The following is a 22,551-nucleotide window of genomic DNA, read 5'->3' on the forward strand; positions in this document are numbered from 1 at the left end:
TTTATCAAAGATAGAAGCTATTTGGTAAAAATGAAGCTGCTTCCTTGAACTTTAATGTTTCCACTCGGAAAATAACTAGATTTGCTCTGCGCGTAACGTACTTTAGTTTCATCATTTTGTATAAGACGAGCTTGTGCATTACCTCTTAAGTAAACTTCCGCAGTACTTCTATTATCTGTGCCAACTGAATTTATACAAGCATAGAATCCTGTTCTGGCAATAGTTGCTGCTACTGGAACTTGACTAAAGCCAGTAGAACATGTTATTGCTGGCGCTCCCTGTGCTATTGTCGTTTGATCTATGAAATCAACCAAAACCACGGGAACTTGATTGTAAGCCCCCCCTCCTGCCCAACTATTCATTTTTGCTTGTAATGTTATGCCTTTTTGTGACAAGTCAAATGGTTTAAAACCTTTATCTGGACATGGTAGATATTTTTCGGTGGTAAATCCATCGCAAGCACCTACTGTAGCAGCAGTATTTGGAACGCCATCTTTAATTTCCCATCTGGCGATACGTGCAGCTTTAGACCAAGTAGTGCTAGTGTCTTGAATTAAATAGTAGGCAACTAATGAGTAAACAAAAGTATCATCTTTTTGAGTGCCTGTAATTGTAATTGCTTGATTAATTAATTCTCGTTTCCAAAAAACAAGCACAGGCACTTTATCTGTTCCGTTAGGTAGTTGATTCCCTGTTGTACTTGCATTTGGGCAAGTGTTAGCGGTACTAGCATCAACAGTACCGCTAAGACAAGCAATTCCAGTAGCATCATATATATATATAGCTTGTTGGAGATCGCGAGTAATATAATCTAGTGCAGCTTTAATTTCTTGCTCTGAGTTCGCTTTGGCTTGTTCCTGACCATCAGTGTTTAAAATACTGATCATAAAACTTAGTAACGGCGTAATTACTAAAAATGCAATGAGCATAGCCACCAATAATTCAATCAGGGTAAACCCACTATTTTTATTTTGCTTATGAGAGGGTTTTAGCTGAGTACTTAACAGCCACCTCAATATATTCATTTTGCTACAGGTTCTCCTTAATGACCGATACTTAGTTATGAAATTTTTTATTGTTTAACGGGTTAATTATGGTTGACAACCACCAAGGCGATCGCACAAAGCGCTATACGAACTTTGACCTCTGACAATTTCAGTTGTCATTTCTACTAGTGGTGCTTTGCGATCGCCTAGTCCCCCAGTGAATGTTGCTGCTGTTTTTCCACTGCTACCCGCAGTCAAAGAACCAAATTCCGCATCTGAACGATATACCCGAACTCCCAAACGATAGCCTTGACCTTTATCAGCGTCGCTACCTGTGACAGCAACGCGAATAGCTTGAATGTAAAATAAATCGCTAGTACAGTTGGGATTAGCAAGGCTGCCATTTTTGTTAAAGCAATACAAACCAGTGCTAGCAGTAGGAGCTGACGTACTACTCAATAAATAGTCAGTGCTTGAACTGGATACATTTCTAGTTGTGCTAGCAGCCAGTGTAACGGTGATTGTTGGATCTGAGATTGTTTTAGACTTGATAGCATCAATGAAGGCTTTAGCCGCTCCTGTTGCCAATTCCACCCGTTTAGCTTGCACGCGAGTTGCTGTTGACATTACTAAAACAGGTGCGATCGCTACTAGCAAAATGGCAACTACGAGGATTGCCACAAGCGACTCAATGATCGTAAAACCTGACTCGTTAGACTGGGCAGATAATTCTTGTAGTTGGCGTGGGTTCATACTCAATTTCTTAATAAGGCTATGTTTTAAAGTAATTTGCGATCGGGTGTAATATATTCGTAACCTCTCTCCTACAAGGGGAGAGGCTTTGAATTTTCCCCCTTCCCTATTAGGGAAGGAGGCTAGGGGGTTAGGTCTGTTAACGTGGTCTATTCACCCGAAAAGTGATGTAAAAACTCTCATTCAGACATTTTAGGATGGTTGGAGTTGGCAGTTAGTAGGACGTTCAGTTGCAGGTAGCGCAAATTTGAACTTGCGGTCAGGGGCCGGAGGGGTAGTAACAGGGGTAGAGACGATGGTGCCAAAGTAGGCGCTGGGCGCATCCTCAAACCCATTCCCTGCATTCGCATTTTCATCTTGTACAGCACATAACAGAGTTTTCACCCAAAGGTCATCGCGGCCTACTTCTCTGAAGTATTCATTTGGAGGATCAGCTGCTGGAGTTACAAAGCGCTGGGCAAACAAGTCGGGGTTTTGCGCCAATAACGCCACATCAAAACCCCAGTTACGGTTAGGAGCCATATAATAAGGCGCTTCACCACTAGGATTAGTAATGTAAGTACTATCTGATGTGTAACCAGGTCTTGCAGAATTCAGAAGTCTGTAAAAGATACTGTTATTATTCAAAAGGTTAGCAGCGCTAGTATCATTAGGGTCAGAAGTGGTTGCAGGAGGAGTTGTTGGCCCTGGTCTGACAAAAACTTGGAATGGTGCAGTAGCATAGATACTGCGTTTAAATTGGATAAATGAACCGTTGATATTGGCATCAATCCCATCCCAGTTTTCTAAGAAGCGCACAAAGTTATGCAAACCCCCATTGATTTCGTAGGTACTTGCACCCACACGAGCCGGAGTATCACCAGCAGCAACTACTAGATTAAAATTTGTTTGACTTGCCTGAGACAACCATCTAGTGTTTTTAACTACACTAGACGATCCTGCTAAAGCCGCGTAATTTGGAGTAGATGGTGTTGCGGTTGTTAGTTGTAATTGCACTACAGGTTCAAATAGCGGCTGGTATGACGCATCTCTGCTGGGTGTAGCACTGAATAGTGACGCGTCTGTGGCTCCAGGAAAATCCCTAAGCGAACCAGAAGCTGGTAGTTTGGGGTATCTGTAGAATACACGATTAGTATTGTTGTATTTGATCTCGCTTATAGTTGATGGTGGTGGGCTATTAGGAGAAGTAATATTTGTTGTGGTTGCAAACCATAGAGCATTTGTTGCTATGTCAGGTATGCTAAGCGGGTCTAACACACCAGCTATGAAATTTAGCGGCAATTCTCTTACTACACCTAATTTAATACCTAGTGGAATGGGATTAGCACTAGTATAATTTATGGCGTTGTTACTAGTATTAACAAGCTTACCAAAATCAATATCACCCGTTGGTGTGTATTTCCGTTTGAACGCAATCCTACGAGCAAATTGAGCAAAATCAGCCCTTGGCGATCGCGCAGTTGTACCAGCTAAGAGTCTGGTAAGATCGGTTACACCTACTACATCACTAGACCTTTTTAGGATTTCTGTGTTTAGGTCTAAAGCATTACCTGTATCAGTATCACTATCTAAACCCACATACCAGTCACCCGGTTGACACTCTGAAACTGGTATTTTGAAGCACATCTCCATTACATACTCAGGGAAACTTCCTCGACGCTGAATGGGCGTGACAAAGTTGTTCACGTAAGAACTGTTATTGTTTACTGAGTCAGTAGAAGTGGGAGTACCTGTATAGTAGGCATCACCACCAGAGTTAGTCAAGAAATTAGATGAAGTGACAAAGTTGTTATTCCAGAAACCTACCTTCAGTCGGCTGAGTACGACGTTAGGATCGCTCCCTTGGTTATTTCGCAAGTCGTAATCACCTTCATTGCGGAAACCTTCACGGAAGTTACCAGAGAGCAAGGTAACAGCATCGGCAATTACTGATGCTGGCCGCCAAGTTTCGCCTGTTGTGCAATTTGGTAGTCTAGGATCACTAGGCCGACAAGCAAAGTCAGGATCGCGATTTGCCGCAGCACGAGTGTAAAATTTAGTATCGTAGGTAGCAGCGCTGGGAGCAGGTAAAAGATCCGGGGTTTTGAATTCTTGTTTAGTGTGCAGATTAAAATCGCCTTTAACATACACTGGTAGCTCAGTTGCTAAAATTAAGCCTTTTTCTTCTGCTCTGTAATTAGTCTGGCGACTCAAGTTAGTGCCATTAATCAACATAATGGCGTTAGGTCGCCGTTCTGGATCGAGATTGTAGTCACTAGCGCTGATATTTTCACTAGTTGGGTTACTGCGATCTTTTTGAGCATCATCACGAGAGGCATAGATAATGCCGCTATTGGGCAATAGATATTCGTTATCCAATGCAGCGCCAATTGCTTGTGTGCGAAGCTGACCTAAATTTATGCTAGTGGCACGAATTTCTAGAGGCTGACGCTGTTCAACTTCTAAATTGTAGTTTCCAGTTAATGTACCACCTTTATCTATAGCTTTAATTTGTCGGGCATCAAGAAATGCAGTTTCTTTGATTGCGCCATCAGGAATGTAGGTAGTACTCCGAGACAGAGTGCCATCAGCAATCTGTATTGCACAGATAGTAGAGTCAATTGCTGATTGCTCAGAGAGAGTGAGTTTACTGGTTGTTGCTTTGGCCAGTGCTTGCCGTAGTAGAGGATTCACAAGGCGACCATTGGGAAATACCAAGTTAGCTTGATACTTCAAGCGATTTAGCAAAGTTACACCAGTGTTAGTCACATCATCAGCATTAGCCCCAAGTGTAAAAAAACCATTGGCATCTACTGTTTGTCCTCTAGTTATACCATCAGATGCAGTAGCGGGAGCAGCATAAACAATCCCATTGTTAGATGCTGCTACTGTTGTCGAATCAAGGGGATTATAGGTGTTTGTAGTTGCTGTTGTCTGATTGGTAGGGTTGTAGTAGCTACTTACACAGGCCATGGGTGTTTGATAATCGTCTGGTGTACTCGCCTGAGGACTATAAGAATTGAAATTGTAGTGATACACCACCGTGGCACGCATTACTAAATCACCACGTTTTTGTTTACTTGCATTCAGAGGATCAGTCGGATCGGATACAACCATAGGCATAGTATCTGGCCAGACTACAGTGCCATAACTTTCGTTGACTCCCGACGTGCTTGGGTCGTCAACCAGATCGGGCTTTCCTCCTCGTGTTGGAAGAGTAGGTTGGACGAGTGTTCTTAGTCCAGAACCTGTAGGTGTATATACTCCTGCACCTGTAATCACCCTCAGTCCACCGACCACATCAAGGGGATTAGATCGCGGTGAAGCGGCTGAAATTTCCCAAAAACCATCACGTCCTGTTACCCCTAAATCTGATAACTGTCTGACGCGAGTGGTACGTGTTCGATCTTTGGTAGTGCTACTTGTCCACCTCACAGCAGGAGTAATGGGTTGGGAATCGTTGTCTCCTACAAAGTCTCCTTTTGTGTTGTCCCATATAAGTTCAGGCAAGTTGTTGCCTACTACGATGCGATCGCCTAACTGTGTTTCTATTACGGGAGTATTATCTACAACGTCTGGATCTCTGGTAGGTAATTGCGCTGTATCTAGTGTTAGTGTTGTATTAGTATCTGTTGGATAAATCCAGGCATCCATTGGACGTAGCGTATTAACAGAACCTTGCATAAAGGTTGTTGCATCTGTTATATAGTCGTACTCAGTAGTGCCAGTTTTTATAATAGCAGAAGTACCATAAGGAACTTCTCTAAATGGTACACGTCTAGTACGCTTACGAAACCAGTTTTCTAATTCTTCCTTACGTACTTTAGTCGCATCTAAACTTGGATCGTTTAGAGTCCTGTTGGTTATATTAGTTCTGATTTCTTGAGGATCAGTAGTCGTAGCATTGTTAAGTTGTGCCTTCACTAATAAGTCTATGCGTTGAGCATAAGCCTGAGTGTTATACGCAATGTCATTCGAGTTATTTGAAGTGGTTTTATTAGTAGATGCTAAAGTTTTATTTGTAGTAGGCGCACCATTTTCTACAAATAAATCTACGTTTGTTCCACCTGTATCACTTGTACTGATTGGACTACCAGTTGCAACATTACCGCCAACAACTATCTTGCTATTTTCTCGTTCGTAGTAACATGAATACCTACTACTGACCTGAAATAGGGTTATATTTTGACTGCTTACACCAGTAAATAAGTTACTGTTGGTAAAGATACGTCCATTGAGACGGAATCTTGGCCCTGGTGTAATATCTAAGTCATCTTCATAAACAACAGCATTATTAGTAATAGAAACTTGACTACGATCTTGTTGCATTTCTAACGCGGAAAAGCCCTTATTACCTCGATACTTCTCATATTTGGTTGTATTAAGAGAAGTAGCTTGAGCAATATCACTAATGGGAACCGTTATTGCATAAACGAAAAAGCTTTTTTTCAATTCGCCAGTTGGTAGCTTATACCAACCCGAACTACCTACTAAGCTGGCGCTAGTATCACCAGCTACATCACAAGCTCCACCTGCCTTAGCTGGTAGCATCGGAGGGGTTCTAGCATCTAATGGACTTCTACTTCGGAGTGTACCAGTTTGGGGGGGAGTACGGAAGTAGATACCATAGAGAATAAAGCTATCAAATTTACCGTTATTATCTGTATCGGCAGGAAATTTCCAGGCTGTTTGTATGCTTTCTTGATTTTCTAAAGCCATACTACTAGCTGCTTCAATCATCGGAGTTGAAGTACTTTTATTAAGGTTATAAGCCAGGGTTATAGGAGTTTCATCACCAAATGTATAGACGGAAAGTTTATTAACTAAGGTATTGTATAGGGTTAGATTTGATGGGACAGAACGTGGTAGAGTCGGGTCAGCAAACAGTGCGCTTATTTTGGCTTTAGCCCTGTCTAAAGCAGGGGTGGCGGCTTGCATTGTCGCTTCATTTACGCGGACATTACTAGCGTTTTTAGAACGCTCAAAAGACCTAAATAAAATTGCAGTTGTTAACAGTACAACTACCAAAACTACCATCGCCACTGTTGGCAATACAAAGCCAGAATTAACCGAACTGCGTCTTCTTTGAGTACCAGAGATAGTTCGCAAAAGCCAAATAAGTTGCTTATTAATTGCAGATAAAAGCTGCTTGCTAATTTTTCTGAAGGTTTTTTGAATTACCTTGAATAGCTGACGTTTTCTAGACATATCTGCTTCCCAATCGAGTAGATTATAACGAATTTTCTATTTTTTCAAAGTTTTTACTCATGCCTATCAAGTATTTTTACAGGTATGAGGTGAGACGATATTTATCTAACGACTACATTTAGCTTTACTAACTTACAAACTAAAGTAGCTATAAAAAAGATAATTTATTAAAGTTATATCATTTATGAATTGTTCATTTGATCCGGTAAACACTGATTTTTTCAGAATTATTTAGTTCAAGTCCGATCAATAATAAGAGCATTGGTTCACAGTAGATTTGCGTAAATGTGTTTTATTTGAAGACAAATTTATGAAGATGTTGTTAGCAGAGTAGGCTTATAATACCCATCTGTTAAAGGAAAGATATCAATTAGTGGCAAAATGATCAGATGTGCGGTTTAGATTCCCGACTTCTTTAATTAAAAAGTCGGAAATCTTATTGTTCGCATTGCTTTGATTAATTACTAATTACTCATTAGTACACCTTGGCGTAAATCCCACTACCACCTTTAAAGACAAGCAAGCTTCTGCTACAAGGTACGCAAAATTAGTACCCTGTGGCAGAAGCTACTAGGCATCATAGATGCAACACGCAGTTACATTAATCTTAAAAAGATGGTTAGAAACCGCAACTATAGGGGGTTTACTCACATCCTTGGGTTTCAAACCCTCAATTATTCTTAGATTTTGTTTGTGTATCCAAGCCAGTTTGGTCTTCTCCCTACAGCCCTTTGGCTACGTCCCGTTGAGTGAAGGGGAGACACCAAGTGCTATGTAGCAATTTGTGGTACTGACACCTTCACCAGCACTTTTTTGCTAAAAGACAGACCATTTTCATTTTTGTCAATGATAATCGTGTCTCCAGAGATAAAAGTATTCTCCAATAACTTGGTGGCAAGGGGGTTTTCTACTTCTCGCTGAATTGCCCGTTTGAGTGGGCGGGCACCGTAAACTGGGTCATAGCCTGATTCGACAAGGTGATCGCAAGCTGATTGGGATATCTCAAAGAAGATTTTTTGCTCGCGTAGGAGATTTTCTACCCGTTTGAGTTGAATGCGGATGATCTGCCGCATTTCAGTGCGACTGAGGGCATGGAAGAGAATAATATCATCAAGGCGGGTGAGAAATTCTGGGCGGAAATGCGATCGCAAAGCATCCATTACCCGCTTTTGCATTGTTTCATACTTAGAATCATCACCAGATATATCCAAAATATGTTCGCTACCAATGTTACTGGTCATCACAATGACGGTATTACGAAAATCTACCGTCCTTCCTTGAGAGTCAGTAACTCTCCCATCATCCAACACCTGCAATAAAATGTTGAACACATCGGCGTGCGCTTTTTCCACTTCATCCAACAGCACCACTGAATAAGGACGGCGGCGAATCGCCTCGGAAAGTTGACCGCCTTCTTCATATCCTATGTATCCTGGAGGCGCACCCACTAAGCGAGAAACTGAGTGTTTTTCCATATACTCAGACATATCCAAGCGCACCAATGCATCATCAGAATCAAAGAGAAACTGAGCTAAAGCACGGGCGAGTTCGGTTTTACCCACACCTGTGGGGCCCATGAACAAAAATGAACCAATGGGGCGAGAGGGATCTTTCATCCCCGCACGGGCGCGGCGAATTGCGGCTGCTACTGCTTCTACAGCTTCTTCTTGCCCAATGACTCGTTGATGCAAATGACTTTCTAATTGCAGCAATTTTTGTCGTTCCGATTCCAACAAGCGATTGATGGGGATTCCTGTCCACTTGGCGACGATTTCAGCAATGTCGGCTTCGGTGACTTGTTCTCGCAGCAACGTGGAACCTTGGTTTTGAATTTCTAAAAGGCTCGCTTCTTTAGCTTCACGCTCGTGCTGCACTCCCTCTAATTTGCCATACTTTAGTTGGGCAGCTTTATTTAGATCGTAGGCGCGTTCCGCCTGTTCAATTTGCACTCGCAGCGCATCTTCTTCTTTCTTTAAGGCGCTTATCGCCTCCAATATCTGCTTTTCACCTTGCCATTGCTCATTAAATGTTTGCTGTTTTTCCGTCAAATTGGCGATTTCTTGCTCAATTCGCTGCAAACGTTCTTTTGTTTGGAGAGTACCCTTTTCTTCGCCAGCTAATGACAGCTTTTCCATTTCTAATTGCATCAGGCGGCGATCGATGGTTTCCAATTCGGCTGGTTTGGAGGTAATCTCCATTTTCAACTGTGCTGCTGCTTCATCCACCAAATCAATAGCTTTATCTGGTAAGAAGCGATCGCTAATATAACGTGCTGATAAGGTTGCTGCTGCTACCAAAGCCGAATCAGAAATTTTGACGTTGTGATGCACTTCATAGCGTTCTTTCAACCCCCGCAGAATCGAAATAGTGTTTTCCACAGTTGGCTGATCGACAAATACTTGCTGAAAGCGGCGTTCTAGGGCAGCATCTTTCTCTATGTGTTTGCGGAATTCGTCGAGGGTAGTAGCGCCAATACAACGCAATTCTCCTCGCGCCAGCATAGGTTTGAGCAAATTTCCCGCATCCATTGCCCCTTGTTGGCTAGAACCTGTACCGACTACGGTATGTAGTTCGTCAATAAACAAGACAATTTGACCGTTAGATTCCGTAACTTCTTTGAGAACCGCTTTCAAACGTTCTTCAAATTCTCCTCGCAATTTTGCCCCAGCAATTAAACTACCGATGTCTAAAGAGATGAGTTGGCGGTTTTTCAGAGATTCAGGAACATCACCGTTTACCATCCGTTGTGCTAATGCTTCGGCGATCGCAGTTTTACCTACCCCAGGTTCGCCAATGAGTACGGGGTTGTTTTTGCTACGACGAGACAATACTTGAATTACCCGTCGAATTTCGTCATCCCGCCCAATTACTGGGTCGAGTTTTCCCGCTTTTGCCTGTTCTGTCAAATCTCTGCCAAATTTTTGTAAGGCTTCATAGCGGGATTCTGGGGTTTGATCTGTTACCTTTTGGCTACCGCGAATAGTTTTGATTGTAGCTTCAAGTTTAGGTGCATCCGCATTAAAGCCTTTGAGCATCTTTCGTCCAATGCGATCGTCTTCAGCAAAGGCCAAAAGTATGTGTTCCACAGAAATGTAGGAGTCTTTCATCCTAGCTCTAGCTTCCTCGGCTCGGTCTAGTAAAACATCTAAACTGCGGCTAAGGTAAAGCTGATCGCTTTTACCAACTTTCGGCTGACGTTGGGTAAAGGCTTCTAGCTGCTGCTGCAAACGGATTGGATCGACCTCAGATCGAGCTAGGATACGTATTGCTAGACTAGTGGGTTCTTCTAACAGGGCAATAATTAAATGTTCAACATCTAGTTGCTGTTGTTGATAAGCACGGACTATATCCTGAGATTTAACAATTGCTTCCCAGGCTTTATCAGTAAATTTATTGGGATCTGTAGGTTGCATCTTTAGAATTTTAGAATTTGAATTTTTAGTTTAAGGATTGGGGGATTATTAAAGGGAGTTGGGAGTTGGGAGTGGTAATAATCCTACTCCTTAATACCCAGATAATTATCCAAACATTCTGGGCGGATATCCGCGTGTATCTCCGGTGGCAATTTTGGATTGACAATTGATGATAATTTAATTTATTCCCTATTTCCTAATTTAAAACGAAAACACTGTTATGAGCAGACTTTCCCCAATGGTATTGTTGGAGCGAGGGTTATTAGTATCGATCGTTAACGACAGTGTAGGGGTAATATGAATAGGATTTACCCAGAGAAGATCCCCTAACCCGCCTAAAAAGAAAGGCAAAAAGGGAAAAATCTCGCTTATCTGGGTTGATTGGCACGATATGCCAGTATGCCAGAAGAATCAATCTCCCTCTAGCTCAACTTTTTAAGACATCAGTGTAGATTTTCCGATCGCTCTTAAGCACAAATTGCTGCCCAGATTCCCGACTCCTTAAAGAAGTCGGGGATCTGAATCCAGCTTAGATAAATGACATTCCACCCTACTGGATAATTAATTTTTTGGAAATCCCCGATCGAATTATTGACTGACAAGTTGCTCTTGTGATTCCTGTTTGACTGCCGAACCTTGAGTTCCCAGTTGAATCAGTTCAATTTTATACCCATCAGGATCTTCAACAAAAGCAATTACCGTCGAACCATGTTTCATTGCCCCTGGCTCGCGCACGACTTTACCGCCCTGAGTGCGAATTTCTTCACACGTAGCGTAAATATTATCAACGCCAAGGGCAATGTGACCGTAAGCATTACCTAATTCGTACTTTTCTACACCCCAGTTGTAGGTTAGTTCGATTACCGAGTTGTCGCTTTCGTCGCCATACCCAACAAAAGCCAGGGTAAATTCTCCGCCTGGATAATCTTTTCGGCGCAGCAGTTTCATTTTGAGAATTTCACAGTAGAACTTTAAAGATTCTTCAAGGTTGCCCACCCGCAGCATTGTGTGTAGTAATCGCATATTGACCTTTTCTCTGTAATTGATTTAGTGTTATTCTCTGCAAACATTTTACCTAGCTCAAAGTCTTAAGGTAAAAATGCTGTCACAGAAAGAATTAAAAGCCGAGAGGACAGAATAAACAATTACCCATTCTGGGCATTGCTCCCTATCCCTGATAATGGAAATCTTCTTTAATCTCAGCCGAGAAAGTCTCTTAACCACCTATGCTAGCGATTGGGTTAGGCAACTGGACTGGATGCGTAACACACTCGAATAAAGGATAAAGTACAGATGAGTAAATTTTTAGATACCGCCATTGAGGCGATCGCAGCTCGTGAAATTCTTGATTCACGCGGTAGACCGACAATTGAAGCCGAAGTGCATTTAGCTAACGGTGTTGTCGGACTGGCGCAAGTTCCTAGTGGTGCTTCTACTGGCAGTTTTGAGGCTCACGAACTGCGTGATGGCGATAAAAGCCGTTATGGGGGCAAAGGCGTACTCAAGGCAGTACAAAACGTCAAAGAAGCACTTGCGCCAAAATTGTTAGGCTTGGATGCCCTCAACCAAGAATTGCTAGACCGCACAATGATTGCCATAGATGCTTCTCCTAACAAATCCAATTTGGGCGCTAATGCAATTTTGGGGGTTTCCTTAGCAGCTGCTAAAGCTGGTGCTGAGTCTCTAGAAATTCCTTTCTATCGCTATTTGGGTGGCCCTTTAGCGAATTTGCTCCCAGTGCCGTTGATGAACGTGATTAACGGTGGCGCACACGCCTCAAATAACGTGGATTTTCAAGAGTTTATGATTGTCCCAATTGGCGCAACTTCTTTCCGGGAAGCGTTGCGCTGGGGTGCAGAGGTGTTTGCTACTCTCAGCCAGGTGTTAGATGAAAAGGGTTTGCTTACTGGTGTGGGTGATGAAGGTGGCTTTGCTCCTAACCTAGAATCTAATCAGGTGGCTTTGGAATTGCTGGTTGCTGCCATTCAGAAAGCTGGTTACAAGCCAGGTGAACAAGTAGCTTTGGCGCTGGATGTGGCGGCTAGCGAGTTTTACAAGAATGGTCAGTATGTTTACGATGGTAAACCTCACGCCCCGGCTGAATTTATTGATTATTTAGGACAACTAGTTGACCAATACCCAATTGTGTCAATTGAGGATGGCTTACACGAAGAAGATTGGCAAAGTTGGCAATTACTGACCCAGAAATTAGGTTCGCGGGTGCAATTGGTAGGGGATGACTTGTTTGTGACTAACGCTACTCGCTTGCAAAGAGGCATCCAGGAAAAAGCCGCTAATGCCATTTTGATTAAACTCAATCAAATTGGTTCTCTGACCGAAACCTTGGAAACGATTGATTTGGCAACTCGCAACAGTATCCGTTCAGTAATTAGCCATCGTTCTGGTGAAACTGAAGATACAACGATCGCTGATTTAGCTGTAGCAACCCGTGCTGGTCAAATCAAAACAGGTTCTCTGTGTCGCAGCGAACGCGTAGCAAAATATAATCGCTTGCTGCGAATTGAAGATGAACTAGGCGATCGCGCCGTTTATGCTGGTGCTGTGGGGTTAGGGCCGAAGTAGGGACTAGGGACTGGGGACTAGGGACTGGGGCAAGAATTCTTCCCAATACCCAATCCCCAGTACCCAATCCCCAATCAAGGATAAAACCCCAACTTGGGCAACCCCAAGGTTTCATCCCAACCCATCATCAGGTTTAAACACTGAATTGCTTGGCCTGCCTGTCCTTTAATTAGATTGTCTATTGCTGACATAACAATTACGCGACCCGTGCGTGGGTCAACTTCTACACCGATGTAACAAAGATTGCTGCCGTTCGCCCACTTGGTTTGGGGGTAAACGCCGCTACCGCAGACTTTTACCCAAGGAGAGTTGCGGTAGAAGGCTGAGAAAATTGTGATTAAATCATCTCGTACTAGACCTGGGTCGCTCATTGTGGCATATACTGTTGCCAAAATACCGCGTACCATTGGGATAAGGTGCGGTGTAAATTGAATCATAAGTTCGTGACCAGCTAAGTCACTGCAAATTTGCTCAATTTCTGGGGTATGACGGTGACGACCAACATTAAAAGCTGTTATGGAGTTGTCGGCTTCAGCTAGTAATAAGTTGGTTTGAGCCTGCCGTCCGCTGCTAGATGTGCCAGACTTGGCATCGATAATAGCTGTTTCCGGTCTGATTAAGCCTTGCTTTAAAAGTGGCGAAAGTGCAAGAAGACTAGCAGTGGCATAGGAACCGGGACAGCCAATAAGTTGAGCTTCGGCAATGCGATCGCGATAAAGTTCTGGTAATCCATAAACTGCTGTCGCTGCAATTGGGCGATCGCTTCTCTCTGTACCATACCAATTGGTATAAGTTGTCAAATCACTAAACCGATAGTCTGCACTCAAATCTAGTACTTTACATCCTTTTTCCAAAAGTTTGGGTGCGATTTGGCAAGCCAGACCATTTGGTAAAGACAGGAAAACTACTTCACAGCGGTGAGCAATTATTTCTGGTTCTACTGCCTCTATTAGCAGGTTAGTTGCATGAGCCAGATGCGGGTAGAGATCCCCAAAGGATTTCCCGATACTAGTCTCACCTCCTAAATAAACCATTTCGACTTCTGGGTGATCCATCAGTAGTCGTACTAACTGCACTCCACCATAGCCCGACGCGCCAACAATCCCAACGGGTACGCGTCTAAATTTGCCCATGATCCCAAATCCTTATCCCATGAATGGTTAATTCGTTCTCAGCTATCAACAATATCAGCGACCAGACCGCAGCGCACAAAAGGTCTTAAACCCCTCTACTTTGTTCTCTAGAAGATGGGGGAGCAAACAAATAATTATTATGCTTCCTCATCCCCTTCGTCCTTTACTGTCGCTGCACTTTATCGCCACTTTTAATGGCAAAAATTTGTGCCCCGTTATCAAATCATTGCTAGTCTACTTCTCTGCCTTATAAAGGAGCTACAATCTAAAAGGAGAAATTGTTAAAAAAATTTACGTTTATAGCTGGAAATCTTCTGTGTCACAGCCTAATCCTACCCAAGTTTTTAAATTTGATTCGATTGATGCCGCTTTAGCAGACCTAAAAGCTGGTCGCGTCATTGTAGTGGTAGATGATGAAAATAGAGAAAATGAAGGCGACTTAATTTGTGCTGCCCAATTTGCCACACCCGACATGATTAATTTTATGGCGGTGGAAGCAAGAGGACTAATTTGTTTGGCAATGACAGGCGATCGCTTAGACGAGCTAGACTTACCCTTGATGGTAAGCAACATTACAGATACTAACCAAACTGCTTTCACTGTCAGTATTGATGCCGGCCCAGAATTAGGTGTCACTACAGGCATTTCAGCAGAAGACCGCGCCCGCACTATCCAGGTTACTCTCAATCCAGCCACAAAACCTACCGATTTGCGTCGTCCTGGTCATATTTTTCCGATTCGGGCTAAGGCTGGAGGCGTACTCAAACGCGCCGGACATACGGAAGCGGCTGTGGACTTAGCGAGATTAGCAGGGCTATACCCAGCGGGGGTAATTTGTGAAATTCAAAACTCTGATGGTTCAATGGCGCGGTTGCAGCAGTTAGTTGAATACGCGAAACGTCACAATTTAAAAATTATTAGTATTGCGGATTTAATCAGCTATCGCCTACAGCACGATCGCCTAGTGTATCGTGAGGTAATTACCAAGTTGCCTAGTCAATTCGGTCAGTTTGAAATTTACGCCTATCGCCATACTCTGGATAATACAGAACACGTTGCAATTGTCAAGGGCGATCCAGCTAATTTCAAAGATGAGCCAGTGATGGTACGGATGCACTCAGAATGCTTAACTGGTGACGCTTTGGGTTCTTTACGCTGCGACTGTCGGATGCAGCTTGTAGCTGCACTGAAAATGATTGAGTCTGCTGGTCAAGGTGTAGTTGTATACCTGCGTCAAGAAGGGCGGGGAATTGGCTTGATTAACAAACTCAAAGCCTACTCTTTGCAGGATATGGGACTAGATACAGTAGAAGCAAATGAGCGTTTGGGATTTCCTGCTGACTTGCGAGACTACGGTATGGGGGCACAAATGCTCATGGATTTGGGCATCAAAAAGATTCGCCTAATTACCAATAATCCCCGTAAGATTGCTGGTGTCAAGGGTTATGGGCTGGAAGTAGTCGATCGCGTGCCATTGTTAATTGAGGCAAACGACTACAATTCCTATTATCTAGCGACAAAAGCGAAAAAGCTGGGTCACATGCTGTTACAAACTTATCTGGTGACAGTAGCAATCCACTGGCAAGATGACCCGGAAGCTGTGACGGAACGTTATGAACGCTTAGAAAAACTGCGACACTTAGCAAAAAGTAACGATCTATTATTGCAGGAAGAAGCGCGTCCCTTAGCGATCGCTCTATTTGACGAACCATCTTTAACTGTACACTTGGGTTTCGATCAACCAAAAGTTGCTAGCTGTGATTGGTATCAGCAGAGTGGTCATCCTTACATACAGGCAATCTTTCAAATTCTGGATAACCTAGCAACTGTGCCTTACATCCAGAAACTAGAATTTTTGATATCTTCTGGTTGCGATCCTTTAAGTAATTTACAAGTCCAACTAGATCGGCAGACATTCGCCGATGGTACACTGCCTTCATCGATTAGCGATCGCTTAAAGACGCAACAAATCTACAGCTTTAGCAAATAGCCACGAATTAAGAGAAAAATTTTTAAGGGGGTTGGAGATTTATTGTGCTTAAGTCTTACCTTCCCCCGAACTTTTCAAGCATTCTGCTACATCAACTGATTTCTCATCTCTTTCGGTGACAGTACTGGAATCGGCGAACCTGTGAATCCATCTACATCACGAGTAACAATCGCCTCCAGCCCCAACTTCATCGCAGACGCTACTTGCACCGCATCTTCAAAATCAGTCAACCTCAATGCGATCGCCTGTTCTAGGACATCGCGATCCACTGCACAAATTTCCATCAGTGCTAACAATTGAGTCACTGCGGCGATCGCAATTTCAGTACTTTTGGTCTGGCGTCCAACCAAATAATGTATATCCGTAACTGTTGTCGCCGACATAAATCCTTCAACTTGCCCCAATTCAACTGTCTGTAGCAAAAAAGCAGCATCTGCCACAAAAGGTTCACGCGCTAACAAAGCATCCAGCAGAACGTTCGTATCAAATAAAACTCGCATTACAGATACTTTTGCACCAACCGCTCATCTAGCATGGCTTTTACTTCTTCATCTGTAGGTGGCAGGGTGTCAGTCTTGGCAATACCGATTAAACTTGCAGCTAAACCCTTTGGCTTTGACGTTGGCTGAAGTTTTGGTTGGAGCGATCGCATCAATGTATTGATTAACTGCCAACGCTCCTCAGCAGATAATCTCAGTGCTTGATCTTCAAGTTCACGTAAAGTCATAGCAATAATTTTTAACACAGAGCGTTGAGTTAGTTTTTGCAAAAAGTTGCTAGTCTGCCACACTTTGCATTTTTTCTTCTTAATATGAACTGCCCTCAGATTAATAGCCTCGGACAATACTTCAGTACTTATAGAATTTTATTTCATAAAGCTAAGAAAATCCGCTATCAAACATCATCTGATATTTAGCAAGTATTCCCATTAGCAAATCACCCCTCCCCGCAAGCGAGAAGGGAAACAATTGTACTAGCAAAAATAGGCTGGGGTCGGAAATTGGCGATGATTGATTAATAATGAGTTGCCGACTTGCGATGATGCACAGCTGTAACGCCATCAGTATCTAACAATTTGCCATTCTCTACAGTCGCATAAACCAGCCAGTGGTCGCCAGACTCCATCCGGTTTTGTACGGAACATTCGAGATATGCTAAGGCATCCGTAAGTATGGGAGAACCGCTTTCAGCTTCTTCGGCGGCGACATCAGCAAATCGGTCTTGTCCTGGCCCAAAAGGTTTGAGGAAGTGCTTCATCAATCCCAAGTGATTCCCCTCTTTCAGAATATTGAGGACAAATTTGTTTCCTGTATGCGTCAGTGTTTCTACTGCGCGGTCTTTGGCGACAGCGACGGTTAAACCAGGTGGATTGAAGCTGGCTTGAGATACCCAAGAAGCTAACATGGCACTGGAACGATCGCCTTCTTTGGCTGTGAGAACGCAAAGAGAACCGACAATCCGACCAACTGCTTGTTCTACATTGGTTGCAGGTTGACTTGGCGATCGCACTTTTCTAGCTTTCTTCAATGCTTGGGCAAAGTCGGTTCCAGCTTCTTCACACAATTGTAAGGTGGCATCGTCGGGTTTGAATTTGACGCGGATGGTATCAAAACCAAATCGATAGCCAGCATCTTTTAATTTACTTTCAATTAAATCAACCGCTTCCCCACTCCAGCCAAAGGAACCAAAAGCACCAGCAAGTTTATTGTTAGTAGCGGTGGATAGCACAATTCCTAAAGCTGTTTGTACGGGTGTCGGTGCATGACCCCCCAGAGTAGGAGAACCGATGATGAAACCACCGGCTTTTTCCACAGCCGCTCGGATTTCTTCTGGTTCGGTAAATTCGCAGTTAATCGATTCTACAGCAACACCAGCTTTCGTGATCCCACGAGCGATCGCTTGGGCTAATGTGGCTGTATTTCCGTAAGCTGATGCATAAATTAACGCCACTGTCAAGTCAGCAGATGCTTGCTGTTGAATCCATTCTCGATAAGCTTTGGTCAGGTCGATTAAGCCATAGCGTACCAAAGGCCCGTGTCCAGTACCATACATTCGCACGGGGAAATCAGCTAATTTCTCCAGCGCTGTTTCAACTTGACGGGCGTGGGGAGCCATCAGACAATCAAAATAATAGCGCCGATCCTCGTTATATACTTCCCAGCCTTCATCAAATACCTGATCTCCACAAACGTGCGCCCCAAATAACTTATTTGTGTACAGAATTTCTGTTTGCGGGTCGTAGGTACAAAGTTGATCGGCATAGCGGGGATTGGGAGTGGGAATAAATTGTAAATTATGCCCATTACCCAAATCTAGAGTTTCTTCGCCGCGCATCACAAGAATTTGCAAATCTGGATTTTCCAGCGCCGCACGTAAATTTCTCGCTCCTGGATTAGAACACACAAAGGTGATTTGCGGGGCAATTTCTAACAAAGCTTTTAAAGTTGCAGCCCGGTTAGGATTTACGTGTCCCAAAATTACATAATCTAAATCTTCTAGATGGAAACGTTGCTGTAAAGCTTCTAAATAAATTTGCGTAAAGGTTTCCCCTGGAGGATCGATGATGGCAGTTTTATCGCTTTCGATTAAATAAGAATTAGCAGTTGTACCCTTAGCAAGAGCATATTCAATTTCAAATCTCAGCCTTGACCAACTGCGCGATCGCAGTATTCTCGTATCTGTCGCAATCGGGAAAACTTGAACGTCACGGGGTTTGTTTTTTGACATAGGTAAAACAAGAGTTATGAGTTATAAGTTATGAGTTATGAGTTGAAGAAAGTCGTTAATCTAAATTTTTTAACTTCCGTTGTACAGACGATATTTTTTGTCCAACTCGTCCCTACAACTCCTAATTTTTAACTTCTAACTCCTAACTCTTAACTCCTAACTTTTTAGTAGTGGTTGCCAACTTTACGGTGATGCACAGCAGTCAAAGCTTCTGGTTTAGAAACTCCTCCAGCGTAGACCGTGCTATATACTCCCCAATGGTCGCCGCAATCCATTCTGCTGATGACTTCGCACTCCATGTAGGCGAGGGCATCGTTGAGGATAGGCGCACCATTTTCGGCTGGCTGAGTTCTCACACCTTCAAAACGATCTGCGCCAGGGGCGAACCGTTTCAAAAAGTGTTTCATTAATGGTTGGAAATTGCCTTCTTCTAAGACATTGAGGACAAAGCGATCGCCTACTTGCATAAGTGATTCAATTGCCCGATCTTTGGCGACTGCAATGGAGAATCCCAAAGGTTTGAAGCTAGCTTGAGCAACCCAGGAGGCTAGCATGGCACTGGATACATCGCCTTTTTTAGCAGTAATAATATATAGTCCGCCACTGATTCTACCTAATGCTTTATCTAAGTCAGCACCAAGGGATTTCATGGCTTTGATGTTGCGATCGCGTGTTACCCATTGAGCTAAGTCTGTACCCGCTTCTTCACACAACTTGTAGGTATTTTCTGTGGGCGTTTGTTTAATCCGAATTGGTGGAAAAACTGTTGTCAAACCCAAATTACGGAATTTACTTACCAAAGGATCTATTGGCTCATCATCGCCACCACCAGTTTCAAATACGCCGATAGCTTGCTTTTCTTTGACAGATCCTAAAACTGTGCTGAGTGTAGCTTGGATATTCGCAGCACCGGAAGCCGGAGGTAATCCAACGACTAGTCCAGCACAACGGCTAACTACTTCCCGCAGTTCTTGTAAATCGACTTCAGATCCCAAATCGACAATTTCCACGGCGACACCAGTTTTACCGATACCGTTGGCAATTGCTTGCGCGAGGCGATCGCTATATCCGTATTCAGAAACGTAAAATATCCCAATTGTTGTTTCTGCCTTGGTTTGGCTTTGGCTCCAAGTGCGGTAACGTCCAACTAGTTCTTCTACATTGTGAGATAATAATGGGCCGTGCCCTGTGGCGATCGTGTCGATGGTTTTCAGTTCCGCCATCCGCTTCAGGGCAGATAGAACCGATCGGGCATTCGGCCCCATCAAGCAATCGTAGTAGTAATGAAAGTCTTCTTCGATCGCTGCCAAGTCTTCATCAAAGGTGCTATCTGAGCAATAGTGCAACCCAAAGGCATCGCAAGTGTAGAGAATTTTGGTTTTGTGGTCAAAGCTGAAGATGGTATCCGGCCAATGTAAATTTGGGGCAATCACGAATTCAAATTCATGACCATTGCCCAAATCTAAGCGATCGCCATTTTTCACAATCCGCCGCTTAAATGGCTGATGTACCAAATCCTCAAGAAACTGAATCGCCACTTTAGAACCGACAACGGTTATTTCTGGAGCCATTTGCAGCAAATCTTTAACTAAACCGCTATGGTCTGGTTCAGTGTGACTGATAATTAAATAATCAATCTCTGTTGGGTTGATTAGTCCAGTAAGCGTATCAAAGTATAGTTGACGAAACTTTTCATGGGAGGTATCAACTAAGGCAGTCTGCTCCCCGCGAATGAGAAACGAGTTATAAGTAGTACCGTTTTGCAGACCAAACTCAATATCGAAGCGATCGCGATCCCAATCCAAAGAGCGAATAGCCGTCGTCTCTTGAGCAATCTCTACAGTCTGTATGGTGAGCCGTTTTTCAGTTTTTTCGGTGAGTGCTACCATAACTCCCTCCTTGACACAATGAGTATTTCTTCCTCTTCTTTTATTGTTACACGGCTTTAATGTTAATTTTTATTAAAAAATCTATAGTTGACTTAAAAAAGTTAAAAGTGTGAAACCACAGAGCCACAGAGAGGAAATTTGGCTAGCCTTGGAAATTGGTAATTCGCGGCTGCATTGGGCATTGTTTATTGGCGAGACACTTTACTCAGCTTGGGATACCGACTATTTTCCTGAGTCTGTCATCCAACATCTAGCTGAATGTCAAACCCTAGATGATTTATTGCTGACAATTTCTCCATCCCATCAACAAAGTAATTTTCTCACAAATACTCCACCCCTTTGCGCTTTTGTCTCTCTGCCCCCTTGCCCTCTTTTCCTCGCCTCAGTAGTTCCCAGTCAAACTGCTATTTGGCAAACTTACCCAAATGTTCGCCTTATTACTTTAGACCAAATACCACTAAAAGGCGTTTATCCCACACTAGGGGTTGACCGCGCTTTAGCTTTGTGGGGTGCGGCAAAAACTTGGGGTTTTCCGATGTTGGTAATTGATGCTGGTACAGCGCTAACTTTTACAGCTGTGGATGCTAATAAGTGTCTAGTTGGAGGTGCAATTTTGCCAGGATTAAGCTTGCAATTTGCAACTCTCGGTCAACAAACAGGACAATTACCATTAGTAGAAATGCAAAGTTTTCCGTCTCTACCAGCACGTTTTGCTCTCAATACTAAAGAAGCAATTCAAAGCGGAGTAATTTACACAGTCTTAGCTGGAATCAAATATTTTATTGAAGCCTGGTTGCAATTATTTCCTAATGGTAATATTGCAATTAAAGGGGGCGATCGCACTTTATTACTAAATTATCTGCGAACTTTATATCCTGAAATTACAGGACGCTTGATTGTAGAACCAAATTTAATTTTTTGGGGAATGCGAGAAATAGTAAAACTGCTCTAAGTTAGACCCAGAGCAGCTTAAGATTTATCAATTAGAAGGTCGGAATTGAGCTTTGATTCTCTGAGCAATGGAAGTAGCTTCACGGCGAATCCTCTCAGTGTCAATCGTGAGCATCCGACGTTTTTCCATTAGAACTTGCCCATTTACAATCACAGTATCAACATCTTGGGCATCTGCTGCATAAACAAGATGGGAGATGACATCGTAAAGCGGGAGCAAGTGTGGTTCTTTAAGCTGGACTTGAATTAGGTCTGCTTGAAGTCCCACCTTAATCGCACCAATTTTATCTGATAAGCCAAGTGCTTCTGCACCACCAAGTGTTGCCATACGCAAAACTGTCTTAGCCGATACAGCAGTGGGGTCAAGGGTAGTCCCTTTATGAATGAGGGCGGTGAGTCGAATTGCCTTCCACATATCAAGAGTGTTGTTCGACGCGGCTCCATCCGTACCTAAACCAATCTTAACTCCTGCCTTCAGCATCGCCGGAATCGGCGCAAAGCCAGAAGCCAGTTTCAAATTCGAGTCAGGATTATGAATAACACCAACACCACGTTTGGCTAGCAAGGCGATTTCACTTGCGTTAGGCCAGACAACGTGTGCGGCAAATACACGCGGCTCCAGAAAACCGAGATTTTCTAGATGTTTCACTGGGGTTGCATTATAGCGCTGCTGAACATCTTTAACTTCAGTTTGTGTCTCTGCCAGGTGAATCGTCAACGGGACATCGTAATGACGCGCAGCCTGAATAGCTTGTACCAGATGCTCTGGCGAGACGGTATAAGGAGCGTGTGCAGTAATCGCTGGTATTATACGTTCGTTCTTGCCTTTCCAAAGTTTCAGAAAATTTATCGCCGAGGCAAAGGCATCATCCCATCCTTTGAAACCTTGTCATTACCAACATCTTTTAAACTGACTGGGTGATAAAATCAGCAGCCCAA

At 43.3% G+C, this 22,551-nt stretch carries 14 protein-coding genes; 3 read left to right on the plus strand and 11 right to left on the minus strand.

The window, feature by feature from the left end:
- Positions 1 to 17: 17 nt before the first annotated feature.
- From hpsC to gloA, 5 genes are all read right to left on the minus strand, one after another.
- A complete protein-coding gene (hpsC, locus tag RM368_RS17425) occupies positions 18 to 1,025 on the minus strand; it encodes a hormogonium polysaccharide secretion pseudopilin HpsC (protein WP_322695216.1) in 1,008 nt (335 codons plus the stop codon).
- A gap of 66 nt (positions 1,026 to 1,091) precedes the next feature.
- On the minus strand, positions 1,092 to 1,739 hold the full coding sequence (hpsB, locus tag RM368_RS17430; RefSeq protein ID WP_322695217.1) for a hormogonium polysaccharide secretion pseudopilin HpsB: 648 nt from the start codon (positions 1,737 to 1,739) through the stop codon (positions 1,092 to 1,094).
- Between the two features lie 192 nt (positions 1,740 to 1,931).
- On the minus strand, positions 1,932 to 6,926 hold the full coding sequence (gene hpsA, locus RM368_RS17435) for a hormogonium polysaccharide biosynthesis protein HpsA (RefSeq protein WP_322695218.1): 4,995 nt from the start codon (positions 6,924 to 6,926) through the stop codon (positions 1,932 to 1,934).
- Positions 6,927 to 7,696: 770 nt separating this feature from the next.
- A complete protein-coding gene (gene clpB / locus RM368_RS17440; RefSeq protein ID WP_322695219.1) occupies positions 7,697 to 10,339 on the minus strand; it encodes an ATP-dependent chaperone ClpB in 2,643 nt (880 codons plus the stop codon).
- Between the two features lie 588 nt (positions 10,340 to 10,927).
- Positions 10,928 to 11,362, minus strand: a complete 435-nt coding sequence (gloA, locus tag RM368_RS17445) for a lactoylglutathione lyase (RefSeq protein WP_322695220.1) — start codon at positions 11,360 to 11,362, stop codon at positions 10,928 to 10,930.
- A gap of 270 nt (positions 11,363 to 11,632) precedes the next feature.
- On the opposite strand from gloA, the gene eno reads away from it, so the two are divergent.
- Entirely contained in the window at positions 11,633 to 12,922 is a 1,290-nt protein-coding gene (gene eno, locus RM368_RS17450) for a phosphopyruvate hydratase (protein ID WP_322695221.1), read from the plus strand.
- A 74-nt stretch (positions 12,923 to 12,996) separates the two neighbouring features.
- On the opposite strand, the gene argC is transcribed toward eno, so the two are convergent.
- On the minus strand, positions 12,997 to 14,055 hold the full coding sequence (gene argC, locus RM368_RS17455) for an N-acetyl-gamma-glutamyl-phosphate reductase (RefSeq protein WP_322695222.1): 1,059 nt from the start codon (positions 14,053 to 14,055) through the stop codon (positions 12,997 to 12,999).
- A gap of 316 nt (positions 14,056 to 14,371) precedes the next feature.
- Between argC and ribBA the strand changes: the two genes are divergently transcribed.
- Positions 14,372 to 16,045 carry a bifunctional 3,4-dihydroxy-2-butanone-4-phosphate synthase/GTP cyclohydrolase II gene (gene ribBA, locus RM368_RS17460; protein WP_322695223.1) on the plus strand — a complete coding sequence of 558 codons (1,674 nt, stop codon included), beginning with the start codon at positions 14,372 to 14,374 and terminating at the stop codon, positions 16,043 to 16,045.
- A gap of 86 nt (positions 16,046 to 16,131) precedes the next feature.
- Here the strand turns inward: ribBA and RM368_RS17465 are convergent, their stop codons facing one another.
- The 4 genes from RM368_RS17465 to RM368_RS17480 all read right to left on the minus strand — a co-directional run bounded on the left by RM368_RS17465 (position 16,132) and on the right by RM368_RS17480 (position 20,661).
- Complete coding sequence (locus RM368_RS17465; protein WP_322695224.1) at positions 16,132 to 16,545, minus strand: PIN domain-containing protein; 414 nt, start codon at positions 16,543 to 16,545, stop codon at positions 16,132 to 16,134.
- Positions 16,545 to 16,772, minus strand: coding sequence for a hypothetical protein (locus RM368_RS17470; RefSeq protein WP_322695225.1), 228 nt, complete (start codon positions 16,770 to 16,772; stop codon positions 16,545 to 16,547). Before RM368_RS17470 ends, RM368_RS17465 begins: the two co-directional genes overlap by 1 nt.
- 287 nt (positions 16,773 to 17,059) lie before the next feature.
- Positions 17,060 to 18,772, minus strand: coding sequence for a diflavin flavoprotein (locus tag RM368_RS17475; protein WP_322695226.1), 1,713 nt, complete (start codon positions 18,770 to 18,772; stop codon positions 17,060 to 17,062).
- A gap of 164 nt (positions 18,773 to 18,936) precedes the next feature.
- A complete protein-coding gene (locus RM368_RS17480) occupies positions 18,937 to 20,661 on the minus strand; it encodes a diflavin flavoprotein (protein WP_322695227.1) in 1,725 nt (574 codons plus the stop codon).
- Between the two features lie 109 nt (positions 20,662 to 20,770).
- Between RM368_RS17480 and RM368_RS17485 the strand changes: the two genes are divergently transcribed.
- Positions 20,771 to 21,613, plus strand: coding sequence for a pantothenate kinase (locus RM368_RS17485; protein WP_322695228.1), 843 nt, complete (start codon positions 20,771 to 20,773; stop codon positions 21,611 to 21,613).
- 27 nt (positions 21,614 to 21,640) lie between these two features.
- Here RM368_RS17485 and RM368_RS17490 read toward each other — a convergent pair whose 3' ends face one another.
- On the minus strand, positions 21,641 to 22,462 hold the full coding sequence (locus RM368_RS17490) for an amidohydrolase (protein ID WP_322695230.1): 822 nt from the start codon (positions 22,460 to 22,462) through the stop codon (positions 21,641 to 21,643).
- Positions 22,463 to 22,551: the final 89 nt, after the last annotated feature.

Origin of the sequence: Nostoc sp. DedSLP03, assembly GCF_034530815.1 — a bacterium.
GTDB lineage: Bacteria > Cyanobacteriota > Cyanobacteriia > Cyanobacteriales > Nostocaceae > Nostoc.